General features: G+C 54.0%; 15 protein-coding genes. 7 read left to right on the forward strand and 8 right to left on the reverse strand.

Translation table 11 applies throughout. From position 1 onward, the window contains the following. Positions 1–4 precede the first annotated feature (4 nt). The 5 genes from purF (at position 5) to MWU63_RS05515 (ending at position 5,006) form a co-directional block, all read left to right on the forward strand. Positions 5–1,489: an amidophosphoribosyltransferase gene (purF, locus tag MWU63_RS05495; RefSeq protein WP_246531645.1), complete on the forward strand. Its 1,485-nt coding sequence runs from the start codon at positions 5–7 to the stop codon at positions 1,487–1,489. 50 nt (positions 1,490–1,539) lie between these two features. Continuing rightward, complete coding sequence (locus MWU63_RS05500) at positions 1,540–2,202, forward strand: SDR family oxidoreductase (RefSeq protein WP_213888355.1); 663 nt, start codon at positions 1,540–1,542, stop codon at positions 2,200–2,202. 147 nt (positions 2,203–2,349) lie between these two features. Further along, positions 2,350–3,141, forward strand: coding sequence for a 5'/3'-nucleotidase SurE (gene surE, locus MWU63_RS05505; RefSeq protein ID WP_213888356.1), 792 nt, complete (start codon positions 2,350–2,352; stop codon positions 3,139–3,141). After that, positions 3,138–3,776, forward strand: a complete 639-nt coding sequence (locus MWU63_RS05510; protein WP_213888357.1) for a protein-L-isoaspartate(D-aspartate) O-methyltransferase — start codon at positions 3,138–3,140, stop codon at positions 3,774–3,776. Before surE ends, MWU63_RS05510 begins: the two co-directional genes overlap by 4 nt. Before the next feature lie 54 nt (positions 3,777–3,830). Continuing rightward, entirely contained in the window at positions 3,831–5,006 is a 1,176-nt protein-coding gene (locus tag MWU63_RS05515; protein ID WP_213888358.1) for a M23 family metallopeptidase, read from the forward strand. Between the two features lie 44 nt (positions 5,007–5,050). On the opposite strand, the gene MWU63_RS05520 is transcribed toward MWU63_RS05515, so the two are convergent. Genes MWU63_RS05520 through MWU63_RS05535 form a run of 4 tightly spaced genes read right to left on the reverse strand, consistent with a single transcriptional unit; the run spans position 5,051 to position 7,615 of the window. Beyond that, complete coding sequence (locus MWU63_RS05520) at positions 5,051–5,890, reverse strand: ATP-binding protein (protein WP_213888359.1); 840 nt, start codon at positions 5,888–5,890, stop codon at positions 5,051–5,053. Beyond that, positions 5,887–6,738 (reverse strand): twin-arginine translocase subunit TatC, encoded by an 852-nt coding sequence (gene tatC, locus MWU63_RS05525; protein WP_213888360.1) that lies wholly within the window; start codon positions 6,736–6,738, stop codon positions 5,887–5,889. Before tatC ends, MWU63_RS05520 begins: the two co-directional genes overlap by 4 nt. Beyond that, entirely contained in the window at positions 6,735–7,361 is a 627-nt protein-coding gene (gene tatB / locus MWU63_RS05530) for a Sec-independent protein translocase protein TatB (RefSeq protein WP_213888361.1), read from the reverse strand. The genes tatC and tatB overlap by 4 nt, the downstream gene beginning before the upstream one ends. A 41-nt stretch (positions 7,362–7,402) precedes the next feature. Continuing rightward, the gene (locus MWU63_RS05535) at positions 7,403–7,615 is read right to left on the reverse strand and encodes a twin-arginine translocase TatA/TatE family subunit (protein ID WP_213888362.1); all 213 of its coding nucleotides are present in this window, start codon (positions 7,613–7,615) and stop codon (positions 7,403–7,405) included. Positions 7,616–7,834: 219 nt separating this feature from the next. Between MWU63_RS05535 and MWU63_RS05540 the strand changes: the two genes are divergently transcribed. After that, positions 7,835–8,152, forward strand: a complete 318-nt coding sequence (locus MWU63_RS05540; protein WP_213888363.1) for a hypothetical protein — start codon at positions 7,835–7,837, stop codon at positions 8,150–8,152. 31 nt (positions 8,153–8,183) lie between these two features. After that, entirely contained in the window at positions 8,184–8,870 is a 687-nt protein-coding gene (locus MWU63_RS05545) for a YafY family protein (protein WP_247077187.1), read from the forward strand. Here the strand turns inward: MWU63_RS05545 and MWU63_RS05550 are convergent, their stop codons facing one another. The 4 genes from MWU63_RS05550 to MWU63_RS05565 all read right to left on the reverse strand — a co-directional run bounded on the left by MWU63_RS05550 (position 8,871) and on the right by MWU63_RS05565 (position 13,397). Continuing rightward, positions 8,871–9,944, reverse strand: coding sequence for an ABC transporter ATP-binding protein (locus MWU63_RS05550; protein ID WP_213888365.1), 1,074 nt, complete (start codon positions 9,942–9,944; stop codon positions 8,871–8,873). Positions 9,945–10,007: 63 nt separating this feature from the next. Beyond that, positions 10,008–11,387, reverse strand: a complete 1,380-nt coding sequence (locus tag MWU63_RS05555; RefSeq protein ID WP_247077256.1) for a sodium:proline symporter — start codon at positions 11,385–11,387, stop codon at positions 10,008–10,010. 103 nt (positions 11,388–11,490) lie between these two features. Next, positions 11,491–12,618 (reverse strand): hypothetical protein, encoded by a 1,128-nt coding sequence (locus tag MWU63_RS05560; protein ID WP_213888366.1) that lies wholly within the window; start codon positions 12,616–12,618, stop codon positions 11,491–11,493. Then, positions 12,618–13,397, reverse strand: coding sequence for an SDR family oxidoreductase (locus MWU63_RS05565; protein WP_213888367.1), 780 nt, complete (start codon positions 13,395–13,397; stop codon positions 12,618–12,620). The genes MWU63_RS05560 and MWU63_RS05565 overlap by 1 nt, the downstream gene beginning before the upstream one ends. Positions 13,398–13,623 lie beyond the last annotated feature (226 nt).

The following is a 13,623-nucleotide window of genomic DNA, read 5'->3' on the forward strand; positions in this document are numbered from 1 at the left end:
TGCAATGGGATTCGGAGCCGCTGCCACAATGCGTGAATTGCCCCCCAGCCACCCTTTCGATGACGACAAGCTTAAAGAAGAATGCGGAATTTTTGGTGTGATCGGTGTTGCCGACGCTGCCAATTTTGTTGCGCTTGGCCTGCATGCCCTTCAACACCGGGGTCAGGAAGCGGGTGGGATCGTCTCGCACGACGCTGAACAAGGGTTCAATTCTGCCCGCCGGTTTGGCTATGTACGTGACAATTTCACCAAAGCCAGCCTGATGGAAACGCTGCCCGGTCCGCTTGCGATCGGACATGTGCGCTATTCAACTGCCGGCTCAAAGGGCGCTGTCATACGTGACGTACAGCCCTTCTTCGGTGAATTCGCCATGGGCGGCGCTGCAATTGCACACAATGGCAACATAACGAATGCCAATGCGCTGCGTCGTGAATTGATTGAACGTGGATCAATTTTCCAGAGCTCGTCTGACAGCGAATGCATCATTCACCTGATGGCTCGGTCTTTTCAGAGCAACATCCCGGAACGTATGAAAGATGCGCTTCGGCGTGTTGAAGGCGCGTTTTCAGTTGTTGCCATGACACGTACGAAACTTATCGGTGTCCGCGACCCGCTTGGCGTGCGGCCGTTGGTTCTTGGAAAAATTGGCGATGGTTGGGCGCTTAGCTCTGAAACCTGCGCTTTAGATATCATCGGCGCGGAATACGTGCGTGAAATCAAACCCGGTGAAATGGTGGTGATCAACGCCTCAGGAATCGAAAGCTACAGGCCGTTTGAGCCAGTGGAGCCTAGGTTTTGTATCTTCGAGCATGTCTATTTCTCACGCCCTGACAGTATTATTGGTGATCGTTCGGTCTATGAAACCCGCCGCCAGATTGGTGTGGAGCTCGCGCGTGAAGCCCCGGTTGATGCTGATCTGGTTTGCCCGGTACCGGATAGCGGAACGCCTGCAGCCATCGGCTTCAGCCAGGAAAGCGGTATCCCGTACGCGATGGGCATCATCCGCAACCAGTACATGGGCCGGACCTTCATTGAACCGACAGAGCAGATCCGGAACATGGGTGTGCGATTGAAACTGAATGTGAACCGTGCGCTGATCAAAGGCAAACGCGTGATCCTTGTTGACGATTCCGTCGTCCGCGGCACAACCAGTATCAAGATCAAACAGATGATTCTGGATGCCGGTGCTGCAGAAGTGCATTTTCGCATCGCCTCCCCCCCAACTGCATGGCCCTGCTTTTATGGTGTCGACACGCCAGAACGTGGCAAGCTGCTTGCTGCCAATATGTCCGAGGAAGAGATGCGTGAATTTATCGGCGTTGACAGCATCAAATTCATCTCGCTCGACGGGCTATACCGTGCAGTAGGTGAAGCAACAGGCCGCAACGCAAAATGCCCGCAGTATTGCGATGCCTGTTTCTCTGGCGAGTATCCGGTTCGCCCAGCAGATATGATCGCCAAAGGCTTCGAACTGAAAGCCGCTGAGTAGCTCTGTCTGGCTCCTTTCAACATCACTCTGCAGAGTGAAATGGAATTCGCATGAACAATCCAGAAAACAAAAAAGTTGCTCTTGTCACTGGTGCATCACGCGGACTTGGCGCTGCGATGGCCGAAGCGTTGGCCGCGGATGGCTATCATGTCATCGCTGTTGCGCGCACGACTGGCGGTCTCGAAGACCTTGATGACCGGATCCAAGCGCTTGGCGGCAGCGCAACGCTGGCCCCGCTTGACGTAACCAATGACGGTGCGATGCAGCACCTGTGCCGCTCGGTTCATGACCGCTGGGGCAAGCTTGATCTTTGGGTGCATGCGGCGATTCATGGTGCGCCACTTGCACCCGCTGGCCATCTTGATGCGAAAGACTTTGACAAAAGCTTTTCCGTGAACGCACGCGCGACTGCAAGGCTTATTGGCTTTGTGGAACCCCTGCTTCTTGCAGCAGAAAATGGCACTGCTGTATTTTTTGACGACCCCCGCGCCGGGCAGAAATTCTTTGGCAGTTACGGCGCCTCTAAAGCTGCGCAAATGGCGATGGTTGAAAGCTGGCAAGCCGAAACCGTGAAAACTGGTCCGCGTGTTTTACGCTTTGCGCCAGACCCAATGCCAACGGGACTGCGTGCCAGGTTTTTCCCGGGTGAAGACCGGGCCGTACTGTCTGACCCCCATACAGAAGCTGCAAAACTTATGTCCAAACTCGGCTAACGCAATCTGGGACACGCAGACGCGCATCGCGCGCGAGTTCGCCACGTCAAGCCCGGGACAGTTCGCAGGCTGCTTTCGCCACACGTTCTTTGGCTTTACCCCTTGGCGTAGGACCGTTATTGAAAGCAAAACACCAAGGGCAGCAGCATGCGCATACTTATCACCAATGACGACGGCATCAATGCGCCGGGACTAAAGGTTCTTCACGCTATCGCCGAAGACATCGCCGGCCCAAAAGGCGAGGTTTGGACTGTTGCCCCCGCTTTCGAGCAATCAGGGGTTGGCCATTGCATCAGCTATACGCACCCGATGATGATTGCGGAACTCGGCCCACGGCGCTTTGCGGCTGAAGGCTCTCCTGCAGATTGTGTGCTTGCTGGGATATATGATGTTATGAACGGCGCCCCGCCTGACCTTGTGCTTTCCGGCGTGAACCGCGGCAATAATTCTGCAGAGAATACCCTTTATTCCGGCACAATCGGCGGTGCCATGGAAGCAGCGTTGCAAGGCCTGCCAGCAATTGCCCTGTCGCAATATTATGGACCCGGCAACAACAAGCTGGAAGATCCGTTTGATGCAGCAAGCAGGCATGGTGCTGCAACGGTACGCGCGATTCTTGGTGCAGGCCTTGACAGCGGCGCTGATGACTACCGACTTTTTTACAACGTGAACTTTCCACCCGTCGCTTCCCCCGACGTGAAAGGCACACAGGTTGTGACACAGGGATTCCGACGCGACACGAAGTTCAGCGTCGAACCACACCATTCTCCGTCAGGACGCAAGTTCCTCTGGATCAAAGGTGGAGCACAGCATACGCCAACCGCAAAAGGCTCTGATGCGGCAGCCAACCTTGCCGGGTACATCTCTGTTACACCGATGCGCGCAGATCTTACCGCGCATGACATGCTGTCCCCACTGCGCAGTTCGGTTGAAACATGAGCGACGCCGAGCGCAAAATGCAGTTTCTCTTTGCGCTCCGCTCCAAGGGGGTTACAGACAACCGTGTTCTGACCGCAATGGAAAAGATTGATCGTGGCGACTTTGTGCAGGGCCTTTTTGCTGATCGTGCTTACGAAGATATGCCGCTGCCGATCGCCTGCGGTCAGACCATAAGCCAACCTTCCGTTGTCGGGTTGATGACACAGGCCCTGAATGTTCAACCGCGCGATAAGGTGCTGGAGGTTGGAACCGGCTCGGGCTATCAGGCCGCAATACTGAGTTTGCTGGCGCGCCGCGTCTACACAATTGAACGGCATCGTCGGCTTGTACATGAATCTCGCACACTGTTTGAAAAACTCGACCTGACGAACATTACAGCGATTACCGACGACGGCAGTTTTGGCTTGCCCGAACAGGCCCCCTTTGACCGGATAATCGTGACAGCTGCCGCCGAAGACCCGCCGGGCCCCCTGCTCACCCAGTTGCGGGTTGGGGGGATAATGGTTGTCCCGGTTGGCCAGTCGGATGCCGTGCAGAGCCTGATAAAGGTCACGCGCACTGAAGGCGGATACGACTATGACGAACTCCGCCCAGTCCGATTTGTTCCATTGCTGGAAGGATTGGGAAAAGAGTAGTATAAGAAGGTAACAAGGGGCCGGAAAACAGGCCCAACACCGAGGAACGAGCACATGGCATACCGCAAAACACCCGCACTCCGATTGCTTTTTCTGGGCACGATACTGGCAGGTTTGGCTGCCTGTGATGAGAGTCTTGATTTTGATCTTCGGGGCACAACGGGCCAAGGACTCGATACATCAGGCGCTGTTCGTCAAGTCACAACACCGCGTCCGATGCCAGATGACCGTGGTGTAATCTCGTACCCGAATTATCAGGTTGTTGTGGCAAATCGTGACGACACAATCGCCGACGTTGCGGCACGGATCGGTGTCGATGCCGTGGAACTTGGTCGCTACAACGGAATCGCGCCTGATACGCCCCTTCGCCAGGACGAAATTATTGCGTTGCCGGGCCGGGTTGCCGAACCGTCGCCGGAAACCGGTGCAATCACCACAGGACCAATCCTGCCATCGGGTCAGATCGATGTCGAAACGCTTGCATCTGGTGCAATAGATCGGGCGCCTTCATCAACGCGGCGCCCAAGTGCGAGCGCACAAACAGGAGTCGAGCCTGTTCGTCACCGGGTAGAGCGTGGGGAAACGGCTTATTCCATTGCGCGGCTTTACAATGTTTCCGTGCGATCGCTTGCGGACTGGAATGGCCTGGGCTCTGATCTTTCAGTGCGTGAAGGTCAGTTCCTGCTGATCCCGGTCACGACTGAAACCGGTTCTTCACGATCGGGTTCAACCACAGTGCCAGGTCAGGGAACTCCCACACCGTTACCACCCAGCTCTGCAACGCCATTGCCGGAAAATGATACGCTGACCGCAGCAGAGGCGCAAAACAGCGCCCCGCAATCACCAAACCTCGGGGGGCAACGCACCGCAGCTTCTGGCACACCGCGCCTGATGCTTCCGGTCGATGGAAACATTATTCGCCCCTTCAGCAGTGGTCGAAATGGCGGCATTGATATCGCTGCAAGCGCGGGCAGTGCGGTGAAAGCTGCCGACAATGGCACTGTCGCCGCGATTACGCAGAACACCGAGGAAATACCCGTTCTCGTTATCCGGCACGCAGACAACCTGCTAACCGTCTACGCCAACATTGGGAATATCACCGTCGAAAAGGGTGACACCGTTTCGCGCGGCCAGCGCATTGCATCGGTGCGTAACAGCAACCCTGCTTTTGTGCGGTTTGAGGTTCGACGCGGTTTTGACAGCGTCGATCCGATGCCATTCCTGAACTAGGCTTTTGAACTGATTGAAACTGCAAACTCTGACGAAAGTTACCGTCAGAGTTCCACACCTCTGCGGCCTGCAAGGTCAGTGAAATACTGCCAAGCCACCCGGCCAGAGCGGCTGCCGCGTGTCGCCTGCCATTCTATTGCCTCAGCGCGGAGCGTTTCATCATCAATCTCAACGCCATATGCACCGCAGTACCCTCTGATCATCGAGAGGTATTCGTCCTGATCACAGGGGTGGAAACCAAGCCAGAGGCCAAACCTGTCTGACAGCGAAACCTTTTCTTCTGTGGCTTCTGACGGGCTGATTGCGCTTGAGCGTTCATTTTCGATCATGTCGCGCGGCATAAGGTGGCGTCGGTTCGACGTCGCGTAGAAGACAACGTTTTCGGGCCGTCCCTCGATGCCACCGTCAAGCACAGCCTTTAGCGACTTGTAATGTTCGTCGTCGTGCGAAAATGACAGGTCATCACAGTAGAGCAGGAACCGCTGATCAGAACCGCGCAACAGGGTTAGCAAACGCCCGATCGAGGGCAGGTCTTCGCGTTGAACCTCTACAATCTTCAGGGCCTGACCAAGACGCAACACCTCGGCATGGACGGCCTTTACGAGCGATGATTTCCCCATGCCCCGCGCGCCCCAAAGCAACGCGTTGTTTGCTGGTAAGCCCCGCGCGAATTGCCGGGTGTTTTCCAGCAATGTATCCCGTGCCCGGTTAATCCCAACCAACAAACCCACCTCGACACGGTTCACAGATGCAACAGGTGCAAGTCGGTCAGGTGAGACATGCCAGACGAATGCGTCTGCCTCGCTGAAATCCGGGGTGTCGCCCGAAGGCGGGCTTATACGTTCCAGCGCTTCGGCGATGCGCGCCAGTGCGTCATCGCTCATGCCTGGGTCTCATCGTCTAAGTCTTCATCTTCGTCATCAAGCAAACCCTCTTCGCGAAGCCGGTCATTACGCTTTTTTTCGACACGGCGCACAAGGAAAATAGATATTTCATAGAGTCCGTAAACAACAACAAACAAGATAGCTTGGGTAATCACGTCTGGCGGTGTGACGAGCGCGGCCAACACTAGAATAGCAACAACAGCGTATTTGCGGACTGAACCCAAACCTTCTGAACTGACGAGCCCTGCCTTGCCTAAAAGCGTCAGCAGCACAGGCAGCTGAAAACACATACCAAAGGCTACGATAAATTTGATCGTCAGCGAGAGATAAGCCTGCGCGGACCCCTGAAAGGCAATGCTTGCCGGTGCAGTCCCCTGCCCGTCGCCGCCGAGCGAGCCCGGTTGCTGGAAGCCAAGGAAGAAATCAAAGGCAAGCGGCGTTACGACGTAGTAAGCAAAAGCCGCCCCCAGAAAAAACATAAAAGGTGACGCAACCAGAAACGGCAGAAAGGCATTCTTTTCGTTTTTGTAAAGGCCGGGCGCAACAAAGCGCCAGAGTTGCGCCGCAATATATGGAAAAGAAAGAGCCAGACCGCCCAACAGCGAAATGCTTATCGCAACAAAGAAACCTTCTTGCAGCGCCAGCAAAACCAGACCGCAGTCGCCATCACCACGGTCATTGATCGCGCTGCATAGCGGGCGGGTCAGGAAATTGAAAATAGGGTTCCAGACCGTGAAACAGATTATCATACCAATGATAAACGCCACCGCCGATTTCATCAGTCGCGAGCGCAGCTCAGTCAGATGTTCAATCAAAGGGGCTGAGCTATCTTCAATCTCGTCGTTCATGAGGCGGTATCTTTAGCTGAGGGTTTAGCTGCTGCTTTGCGTGTGGCCGGTTTCTTGGCCGTCGACTTCGCTGCGGGTTTGGACGCAGGTTTTGCTGCTGGATTTTTCGCAGCGGATTTAGCGGCTGCTGCTTTGGCCGCAGGCTTTTTTGCAGCGGGCTTGGCAGCTTGTTTTTTAGCGGGTGCAGGTTTTGCATCCTCGGCTGGCGCGGTCTCGGCAGCAACACGTGCCACCTCTTCTTTCGCCAAACGTTCTGACGCAACCTCTGCGGTTTTTTCGCGAATTTTTCGTGCAGCTTCTGCCCGTTCCGCAGCCAGCTTCGCTGTTTCAGAGCCCATCGCCCGGGGTGGGTCTTCTGACGTCCAGCCTTTTGCAGCATCCTTTACGGCATCCAACCCCATGGCCTTCGGGTTGGCGATATTCTTCAGGTCTTTGGTCACATCTTTAACGCCTGCCTCGTCAGCGGCGTCATTCATGGCGCGCTGAAAATCCCGCGCCATCGTTTTTGCCTTGCCCGTAAACTGCCCGAGGGCGCGAAACATCCCCGGTAAATCTTTGGGGCCGACAACAATCAGCGCAACGATGCCAATGACCAGAAGTTCGGTCCAGCCGATGTCAAACATATGAGGCTACCTGATAAAGAACGTTCAGTTCGATTTGGCGATTACGCTTTGTCTTTTTCCGATTCCGGGGTCACGTCGATCGCGCTGTCCGCCGTATCTGATATCTCTTTCTTGCTGTCGTCCACGCCTTTTTTGAAGGCTGTGATGCCTTTTCCGACTTCACCCATAAGCGAAGAGATTTTGCCGCGGCCAAAAAGGACAAGAACGACAACTGCGATTAATAGAAGGCCGGGAAGGCCGATGTTATTGAGCATATCTGTCTCCCACAGTAGGTGGCACACACGTGCCTCTGATAAATTTCTGTATTGTATGTAGGCAGTTCACAGTCGGAATCATAGCCGCAAAGCGCGTTTTCACCCCCTCAAATCCGCGGTTTTTGCACTTCTTTTGTCAACAACATGTCAACTGACAGGTTTATGGCAGTTGCCCCCGTTTAAACGGAGCGAACTTTCAATAGAATCGGAAACGAAAAAATGACTAAAACGAACCTACCTGTTGCAGAAGTTGTCAGCTTTGAACTGGCGGAGGGTATCAGTGACGCGCAATTCGTATCCCTGAGTCAGGCCAGCGAAAACTTCGTTCGGTCTGCAAAGGGGTTTCTGAGCCGAACCCTTTCCAAAGGTGAGGACGGACGTTGGACCGACTATGTCTTGTGGAAAGATATGGACGCCGCCCAAGCAATGGCTGCCGATTTTCCGAAGCAGGATTTTGCACAGGGCCTTATGGCTGCAATCGCACCTGACACCGTAAGAATGGAACATCAGACCGTACTCTGGCAGATGTTGTCTTGACCCCTGCTATCTGGTCAGAGAGGTTGGCGCTATGCGCCGAACTGACCGCCTCTTTGATCTGATCCAAATCCTGCGCGACGGGCGTTTGCACCGCGCGCAGGACATGGCCAACAAACTTGAGGTGTCTATCCGGACAATTTACCGTGATATGGACACGCTTGCGGCCTCTGGCGTCCCTGTCGAGGGCGAGCGCGGTGTTGGCTACATGATCACTGCTGTAATAACCTTGCCACCATTGAACCTGACACTGACAGAGCTCGAAGCCTTACATCTGGGCATGGCCATTGTCGGCGAAGCGGCGGATGAGGAGCTGCAGTCCGCGGCGAAATCACTCTCGGCAAAAATCGATGCCGTTTTGCCCGAAGACCGGTCTGCCCCACCAACGGGTTGGGGATTTGCAATTTACCCATTTGCGGACGCTGCAAAAGGTTTTCAGCATATGCCGATAATACGCGCAGCAATCCGGTCGCGCCAAAAACTTGCGATCACGTACCGCGCGCTCGACGAAGAAGTCTCTCATCGCGTGATCCGGCCACTACAGCTCGAATACTGGGGCCGGGTCTGGACCTGCACAGTCTGGTGCGAAATGCGTTCGGATTTTCGGGTTTTTCGCGTTGACCGAATTGAGGAAAGTAAAATTCTGCCGGAACTCTTCGTCGAAGAGCCAGGCAAAACACTGGCAGACTACATGGCAAAGATCACACCAAAGGAAGTCTGATCAATGCTTGAACACAAAACAGCGGTCACGCCGCACTGTTAACCATAAGGGTGTGCCGACCTGAGGCAGGAACACAGACGGCACCGTCGCCTTAAGCAATGTGCCGTCGAAATCCATTTTGAATTCAACCAGACTTTCACGCCCCATGAAGCGCGCGCGTTCGACAGTGGCCTTTGCTGCGACACCGTCTGATGGTGTGGGTTCCGGTCCGCGACCACCCCTGTCAAAATCGATTTTAATGTGCTGCGGGCGAAATATGATATCAACTTTTGTGTTGTCCGGAACACCGGGTGCCAGAAACTGACCAAATGGTGTATCGGTCAGCGCGCCTTCAACGATACCGGTAATGACATTAACATCTGAAAAGAACGCAGCTGCCTCGCGGTCTTTTGGCGCATTATAGACATTATATGGTGCGCCCTGCTGAACGATCTGTCCGTCGCGCATCAGGGCAATTTCATCGGCCATACGCATCGCTTCACCGGGCTCGTGCGTTACGAGTAAGACCGCCGTACCCTCATCTTTTAGAACGGCAAGCGTTTCATCGCGAATGTCATCGCGTAACCGGTCATCAAGGCCTGAGAAAGGTTCATCCATCAACATAATCGATGGCCGCGGTGCAAGCGCACGAACCAGAGCAACGCGCTGCTGTTCGCCGCCAGAAAGCTGATGCGGGTGACTGTCCGCGAAATGTGTAAGCCCCACACGTTCAAGCAGCTCATTTACCCGCGCGTGGCGCGCTTTTTTTGGCCCGGTGAGGCCAAAGGCAACATTCTCTGAAACCGTAAGATGTGGAAACAGCGCAAAATCCTGAAACATCAGCCCGATAGAACGCGCTTCTGGCGGCACCCGAAAAATGGTGTCGCAAATCAGCTTACCGTCGACATAGATTTCACCGCTATCCTGCATATCCACGCCCGCGATGATCCGCAGTGTTGTCGATTTACCGCAACCGGACGGCCCCAAAAGGCAGGTCACCTGCCCCGGCATCACTTTAAGTGACACGTCATCCACAACCGCGCGGCCATCGAAATGGCGCTTGATATTGCGAATTTCCAGTCTCGGTATTGTCACTGCGACACGCGCCCCATGCGTTATCCGATTAAAAACATCGGAATTGCCCGAGGATTAGCAGCCCTACCCCTGCGTCGCAACCCTGCGCGAACCCGCCAGTGTTGCGGCAAAACCAACAACAAGCACAACCACGCATATCGCCAGAAGCTGTTCGTATTTATGTCCCTCTGGCAAGATCATCACGACAGGCTCCCAGGCGCGCAAGAAATACGCGGCAGCCCCGGTAATTGCTGCCCCAAAAGCGATAAGATAGGACCAGAGCGCGATTTTCCGCTGCATTACCAGACCAACAAGCAAGATCGGTGTCAGAAACATTGATGCTGTGCCGCTGACGGCAACCGCATCAAACAGGGTCTTGTTGCCCCAAAGCGTTAGCGCCGCACCAAGAACCATGAAGACGATCATTGCTACCCGCCCGCCGTTTACCGTACGCGGTGCCAGCTTGAATTCTTCAACCACCAGCCGCGCAGAAGACGCCAGCGCAGAATCCAGCGTACTGAGCGCAGAAATCAACAGGGAAAGAAGCAACGCAACAAAGATGGCGGGTGGGAACATCAAAGCCCATGTTCCAAGCAACTGACCCTGGTATTCCGCGCCAATAAGCGCAGCCTGAATTCCAAAGAAACCAAATCCGATGATACACACCCCGGAAATCCAGAACGCGTGGAAGAAGGATTTACGTGTCGTTGCCTGGTCCGCCAGGAACCCCCGGTCCATCATCACCGGGTCATGTGCCGGATATGAAAAGACCTGCAAAAAAGCGACCAATAGCAAAATCCAGCCGTTGCGCGCGCCACTGGCGCCTTCTGAGGTCAAAACCGCAGAAAGGGAAAAATCAGGTGCCAATACAAGTGCGCCCAGCGCCACTACGAAAACGACAAGAAACAAAAGCATTTGCACGACATCTGTTCGCAATGCAGCGGAAAGCCCGCCCCAGGCGGAATAGGCAAGGCCCAGTACAGCAACAATCAGAATTGAGCCTTCTTTGGCCCCCGCGAGTTCTGGCAGAGCGGCCGAAAAGATCAACCCGACAACTAGCAAATTTGCAAAAACTTCCGAAAGCAGCCGAAGCGCGATCACCACATTATAACAGGTTGTGCCTGCCGTCCCGAAACGTGCACCCAGCCAGTCCTGCATCGACCGCGCGCCACCCTGACGCAAACGTCCGACAATAAATCCGCCAGTCAAGAAAGAGCCGTAATAGGCGGCATAGGCCAATGTGCCGGCAATTCCGTAATAGTAGCCCAAAATCGCCGAATTCATGAGCGAGCGCGCAAAAATCCATGTTGTTATCTGCGACAACACCAGCATCCAAAGACCCGGTGCCGTTCCGTTCGGGTTCAGCCCGCTGAAAAAACCATCGACGGTTACGCGGCGTGGTGCGGCGAGCAAGCTGGCAACGATCACCAGTACGAAAACGCCTACTATTGCTGTTGTCTGCATCATGAACCTCTGTGAAACCCAGTTTGCGCGTAACAGCCAGTGCCAGACCCCGCTAGAGCCAACTGTCCTGCCAACGAAAACGTGAAGAATGTAAACGCAGCTGTCACGCAGATGTTAGTTCGAATGGCACCTTTTCCAGAACGCGGCCATTCACCTGAATGCCCAATTGATGCGCGCCCGGATAAAGTGTGAATGTTGTCGCATCGCCTTTAAACCTGTGTGTTTTCTTCAACTCCAAACCGTGTCCGGCCTTTAGGACAAGCATTTTCAATTTGAACACTTTGGTCGAGGTCTTGGCCCCCGCTTTCGCGAAATCAATTACATAATCAATCAGCAATGGTTCATCCGCATCGGCATTCAGCACGAACGAAAAATCCATAGCTTCACCAATCGCCAGAGTTTCAGGGGAAACTTTCAGTTTGGTTACGGTCACTTCCGCAGCGTGACGATACCCAAGCAGGCCCAATGCTGCTGGATCACCCAATTTCACAAGCGTGCGTAACGCATGGCGGGTCATCCATTGTAATTCTTTCGCGTCCTGGCGCGCTTCACTGTGCCATTTTTCTAACGTTTGGACGACCAAAAAGGAATCTGTTTTTGCGATATCATTCAAATGGTTGGCGACCGATCTTGTCACAAAACGTGTTGGATCAGAATGAAGGCGATCCAGAAATGGGATCGGATCTGAAGGCTTCAATCCGATTTTCTTGCCCCAAGGCAATTTTGGACGTGTGCTTTCACTTACCAATCTGCGGACATGATAATGCGGATGATCCAGCCAACCCTTTAAGTCAGAGAGCGTTTCCTCTGGCCATCGGTTCAGGAACGGTCGCAGCGCAAATTCCATTGAAAACCGTTGCGTAAGCTGCTCAAACAGCTGCATTGAACGTTCACGGTGTCGTTTAAGCCCTTGATTTACAACGTATTCTCCCAAGGGCGCGAATATAAAATCACCAAAATCATCATCTGATTTTTCGGCGTCGAGCGACGGTGGAAGTGCCGCACTTATCAGATCAGCGGCCTTGGGAAATTCTGAAGGCAAAAAACCTGACAAGACGTCAGCTATCAAATCGATCCGCTGTTTGAGCTCAAGTTCAAGCAGCCGCTCCATCACCTTTCGCTGAAACCCTTCATGGTCAAAAGATGGGTCAGCATCACGAAAAAGACCCGCCAAATAGCCGACCTTTTCCACGTTAAATAGCTGATCTTTCAGGCTAAAACCCTGAACCATCAAATCGTCGCGTTGAAAGAGCCACCATCAAGCGAGATGTTTTGGCCGATAATGAATCCGGCCTTGTCCGAGCAAAGGAACGCACAAGCCGCACCAAATTCTTCGGCCGTACCATACCTACGTGTAGGTATTGTCGCTGCACGTTGTTTCTTTGCCTCTTCCATCGTTATACCCTGCGCTTCTGCAACACCCGTATCAAGGGAAACGGCCCTATCGGTTGCATGAATCCCCGGTAGCAGATTGTTGATAACCACACCCATTGGCGCCACCTGCCGCGATGTTCCGGCCACATAACCGGTCAGACCGGCACGCGCAGAGTTTGAAAGCCCCAGTTGCGCGATCGGAGACTTGACCGATTGGCTGGTGATGTTCACTACCCGTCCCCAGCCTTTTTCAATCATCCCCGGCAAAAGCGCTTTCATCAGTGCTATCGGCGTCAGCATGTTTGCATCAAGCGCCCGGATAAAATCTTCCCGGTCCCAATCGTGCCACATGCCAGGAGGCGGACCACCTGCATTGTTTACAAGAATATCGACATCTGTCGCTTCTGCCAGCACCTTTGCCCGGCCCTCTTCGCTGGTAATGTCAGCGGCCACCGGTGTCACTGTCACACCATATAGATCCGCGATCGCATTCGCAGCATCCATCAATGGGCCTTCACTGCGCGCATTCATCACAAGATTGACGCCTTCTGCAGCAAGCGCCTCTGCGCAACCTCGTCCCAGCCCCCGTGACGAAGCACATACCAGTGCCTTCTTGCCACCAATTCCCAAATCCATGTCGAAGTCCTTTCTTTGAACGCATCAGCCAGATCAGCCACGCAACAGGTGTTTAATAAGTAGCGCCAAACGGCCATTTTCGATTCGTCAGCACCCAACTGACCAACCTAGTAGATACCCGGTTTACTTCGATAAAAACCCCAAAAGTTTATGTCTTTGTTTTCACTTGGTAAACAATCGCTCTGAAACCAAGGCCCAAAGCCCGACAAGTTTGACCGCAATTCCA

The organism is Pseudohalocynthiibacter sp. F2068 (genome assembly GCF_023015645.1).
In the GTDB taxonomy this organism is placed as follows: domain Bacteria; phylum Pseudomonadota; class Alphaproteobacteria; order Rhodobacterales; family Rhodobacteraceae; genus Pseudohalocynthiibacter; species Pseudohalocynthiibacter aestuariivivens.

Bases quoted from the DNA above. Each gene is read 5' to 3' on its own strand.
- tatC (WP_213888360.1), bottom strand. From the start codon at position 6,738: ATGAACGACGAGATTGAAGATAGCTCAGCCCCTTTGATTGAACATCTG.
- MWU63_RS05540 (WP_213888363.1), top strand. From the start codon at position 7,835: ATGACTAAAACGAACCTACCTGTTGCAGAAGTTGTCAGCTTTGAACTG.
- purF (WP_246531645.1), top strand. From the start codon at position 5: ATGGGATTCGGAGCCGCTGCCACAATGCGTGAATTGCCCCCCAGCCAC.
- surE (WP_213888356.1), top strand. From the start codon at position 2,350: ATGCGCATACTTATCACCAATGACGACGGCATCAATGCGCCGGGACTA.
- MWU63_RS05565 (WP_213888367.1), bottom strand. From the start codon at position 13,397: ATGGATTTGGGAATTGGTGGCAAGAAGGCACTGGTATGTGCTTCGTCA.
- MWU63_RS05510 (WP_213888357.1), top strand. From the start codon at position 3,138: ATGAGCGACGCCGAGCGCAAAATGCAGTTTCTCTTTGCGCTCCGCTCC.
- MWU63_RS05520 (WP_213888359.1), bottom strand. From the start codon at position 5,890: ATGAGCGATGACGCACTGGCGCGCATCGCCGAAGCGCTGGAACGTATA.
- MWU63_RS05500 (WP_213888355.1), top strand. From the start codon at position 1,540: ATGAACAATCCAGAAAACAAAAAAGTTGCTCTTGTCACTGGTGCATCA.
- tatB (WP_213888361.1), bottom strand. From the start codon at position 7,361: ATGTTTGACATCGGCTGGACCGAACTTCTGGTCATTGGCATCGTTGCG.
- MWU63_RS05555 (WP_247077256.1), bottom strand. From the start codon at position 11,387: ATGCAGACAACAGCAATAGTAGGCGTTTTCGTACTGGTGATCGTTGCC.
- MWU63_RS05545 (WP_247077187.1), top strand. From the start codon at position 8,184: ATGCGCCGAACTGACCGCCTCTTTGATCTGATCCAAATCCTGCGCGAC.
- MWU63_RS05560 (WP_213888366.1), bottom strand. From the start codon at position 12,618: ATGGTTCAGGGTTTTAGCCTGAAAGATCAGCTATTTAACGTGGAAAAG.
- MWU63_RS05535 (WP_213888362.1), bottom strand. From the start codon at position 7,615: ATGCTCAATAACATCGGCCTTCCCGGCCTTCTATTAATCGCAGTTGTC.
- MWU63_RS05515 (WP_213888358.1), top strand. From the start codon at position 3,831: ATGGCATACCGCAAAACACCCGCACTCCGATTGCTTTTTCTGGGCACG.